Source organism: Promicromonospora kroppenstedtii DSM 19349, assembly GCF_000515355.1.
GTDB classification, from domain to species: domain Bacteria; phylum Actinomycetota; class Actinomycetes; order Actinomycetales; family Cellulomonadaceae; genus Promicromonospora; species Promicromonospora kroppenstedtii.
On the sequence record NZ_KI911574.1, the window covers coordinates 1 to 3,105 of the forward strand.

The window sequence follows — 3,105 nt, forward strand, 5'->3', positions numbered from 1 at the left end:
CAGGTGCCCCCGCGGCCGTGGTGCCGTTCGACGCCGGGGCGGGCGCACCGGCGCCGTCGGACACCGTGATCTCGATGATCGGGGTGCCGACGTCGACGGTGGTGCCCGACTCGACGAGGAGCGCGGAGACGGTCCCGTTCCAGGGCGACGGCAGGTCGACGAGCGACTTGGCCGTCTCGATCTCGACGATCGTCTGGTTCACCTCGACGGTGTCGCCGACGGCGACCTGCCACTCGACGATCTCGGCCTCGGTGAGGCCCTCACCGACGTCAGGGAGCGGGAACCGCTGGATGTTCGAACTCACTCTCGGTTCACTCCTGGGTCAGTGCGCGAAGGCACGGTCGACGGCGTCGAGCACACGGTCCACGCTGGGCAGGTACTCGTGCTCGTGCTTGGCCACGGGGTACGGGGTGTGGAAGCCGCCCACGCGGAGCACGGGGGCCTCCAGCGCGTAGAAGCACTCCTCGGTGACCCGCGCCGCGATCTCGGCGCCGGCACCGAAGAACACGGGCGCCTCGTGGATGACCACGCAGCGGCCCGTCTTGCGGACGCTGGCCACCACGGCCGCGGTGTCGATCGGCGAGATGGCGCGCAGGTCGATCACCTCGGCGGACCGGCCCTCCTCCGCGAGGGCGTCGGCGGTCTTGAGCGCCGTCACCGTCGACGGGCCGTACGCGACCAGCGTGACGTCGGTGCCCTGGCGGACGACCTGGGCCGCGTTGAGCGTGTCCGTGCCGACGGGCGCGCCCAGGTCGACCGGCCCCTTGCCCCAGTAGCGGCTCTTCGGCTCGAAGTAGATCACGGGGTCCGGGGAGGCGATGGCCTCCTGGATCATCGTGTAGGCGTCCTGCGGGGTGCTCGGCGAGACCACCCGCAGACCCGCGGTGTGCGCGAACAGCGCCTCCGGGCTCTCCCCGTGGTGCTCGACGCCGCCGATGCCGCCGCCGTACGGGATGCGGATCACGACGGGCATCTGCACGGCCCCGCGCGTCCGGTTGTGAATCTTGGCGAGCTGCGTGGTGATCTGGTTGAACGCCGGGAAGACGAACCCGTCGAACTGGATCTCGCAGACCGGCCGGTAGCCGCGCATCGCCAGGCCGATCGCGGTGCCGACGATGCCGGACTCCGCGAGGGGCGTGTCCACCACGCGCCGCTCGCCGAACTCCGCCTGCAGGCCGTCGGTCACGCGGAAGACACCGCCGAGGGGGCCGATGTCCTCACCCATGAGCATGACCTTGTCGTCGCGCCGCATGGCGGCGCGCAGGCCCTCGTTGATCGCCTTGCCCATCGTCAGCGTCTGGGTGCCCGACGCCGGCTCCGGGGCGCCCCCTGATGTGGTCTGCGTTCGTTCCGCCATGGTTGTCATCGTGCGCCTCCCTGGGCCGACTCCGCGATCGCGTACTGGGGTGCCGGCGGGTCACCGGCGTCGTAGGCCTCGTACCAGGCCCGTTCTGCGGCGACGACGCCGTGCGGCGTGGCGTACACGTCGTCGAAGGTGCTCGAGACGGCGGGGCCGCCGTCGAGGGCACGGACGCCGGTGCGCAGCTTCGCGCCCAGCTCGTCCCCCGCGGCCTTGATCTCGGCCTCGAAGTCGTCGTCGAGCCCGCCCTCGGCGCGCAGCAGGGTGCCGAGCCGGTCGATCGGGTCGCGACGCCGCCACTCCTCCTCCTGGTCGCTGGTGCGGTAGCGCGTCGGGTCGTCAGACGTGGTGTGCGCACCCATGCGGTAGGTGAACGCCTCGATGAAGCTCGGGCCCTCGCCGTTGCGGGCCCGCTCGAGCGCCTCCTGGGTCGCGGCGTACACCGCGAGCACGTCGTTGCCGTCGACCCGCAGGCTCGGCATGCCGAACGCCTCGCCGCGGCGGTACAGCGGGGTCCTCGTCTGCCGGGTGGTGGGCTCCGAGATGGCCCACTGGTTGTTCTGCAGGAAGAACACGACCGGCGCCTCGTTCACCGCCGCGTAGACCATGGCCTCGTTGACGTCGCCCTGCGAGGTGGCGCCGTCACCGAAGTAGGTGATCACGGCGGTGCCGTCGTGCTTGTCGTGCGGGGTGGCGTCCCGCTGGACGCCCATGGCGTAGCCGACGGCGTGCAGCGCGTGGGCGCCGATCACGATGGTGTAGACCGCGGTGTTGTGCTGGGTCGGGTTCCAGCCACCGTGGTCCGATCCGCGGAAGAACCGCAGCCGGTCGACAGGGTCCAGCCCGCGGACGTGCAGCACGCCGTGCTCCCGGTAGGACGGGAAGACGTAGTCCTGCGTCCGCAGCGCGTAGGCACTGCCGACCTGCGCGGCCTCCTGGCCACGAGCAGGCGCGAACAGGGCGAGCTCGCCCTGCCGCTGGAGCGAGGTCGCCTCGTCGTCGAAACGGCGAGTCAGGACCATGTCGCGGTACATGCCACGGAGGTCTTCCGTGGTCAGGGCGGCGGCGCGGTCGCGATAGCCCTTGGTGCCGCGCGTCGTGACGCGGCTCCCTCGGGGATCGAGTAGCTGCAACGTCGGGATCGCCTCGTTGGAGCCGTTGGTGGTAGTCACACTTTCCTCCTTCACCTGCGGACGCGAGCGCCCGCTGGTGCGGAGACGCCCGGCCCGTTCCGGGGACCTTTCCATCCTGGCACGGGTCCAGCCGGAAATTTGGCCGATCCGCAACCTACGCTGTCGTAGCCTACGCAAGCGTAGGCTACGGCTCCGTAGGTTGGTCTGCCGCGATGTCCCCCAATCTCTCCGGGAAGCGTTTGTCGAAACCCACCAAGGGTGCGACCGGGTCTCGGAAACAGGGCCGCCCCACCGTCCGCGCGGCGTCCGCGTCTCGCCGGGACCCGACCCGATACTGGTCCGATGCCCCTGCCCGATCCGTATGCCGGCTGGTTTCCCGACGCCCCGATCGACGGCACCTACGGGTACGACCGGGATTCCCTGCTCGCCGTGGCGCCGGCACCGGCGCCCGCAGGCTTCGCCGAGCTGTGGAACGGCTGGTTCGCGGCCTCGCGCGCGGTACGCCCCGAACCGCGGCTGACGTCGCTCGGCCGCGAGGGCACGCACGACCTCTACGAGGTGGAGCACGCGGGCGCGGACGGGCTGCGGCTGCGCGGCTGGCTCGCCCTGCCG

3 protein-coding genes and 1 pseudogene are annotated in these 3,105 nt (G+C 71.3%); 1 reads left to right on the plus strand and 3 read right to left on the minus strand.

The genetic code is table 11. From position 1 onward, the window contains the following. From PROKR_RS01385 to pdhA, 3 genes are all read right to left on the minus strand, one after another. Positions 1–304 (minus strand): biotin/lipoyl-containing protein (locus PROKR_RS01385; protein WP_036959070.1); only part of this gene is annotated, 304 nt, incomplete at its 3' end. Between the two features lie 18 nt (positions 305–322). Then, complete coding sequence (locus PROKR_RS01390; RefSeq protein WP_084800195.1) at positions 323–1,357, minus strand: alpha-ketoacid dehydrogenase subunit beta; 1,035 nt, start codon at positions 1,355–1,357, stop codon at positions 323–325. A 5-nt stretch (positions 1,358–1,362) separates the two neighbouring features. Continuing rightward, positions 1,363–2,532 (minus strand): pyruvate dehydrogenase (acetyl-transferring) E1 component subunit alpha, encoded by a 1,170-nt coding sequence (gene pdhA, locus PROKR_RS01395; RefSeq protein ID WP_245605661.1) that lies wholly within the window; start codon positions 2,530–2,532, stop codon positions 1,363–1,365. Between the two features lie 303 nt (positions 2,533–2,835). Between pdhA and PROKR_RS33405 the strand changes: the two are divergent. Beyond that, a pseudogene (locus PROKR_RS33405) lies at positions 2,836–3,105 on the plus strand (acetylxylan esterase); the annotation flags it as partial.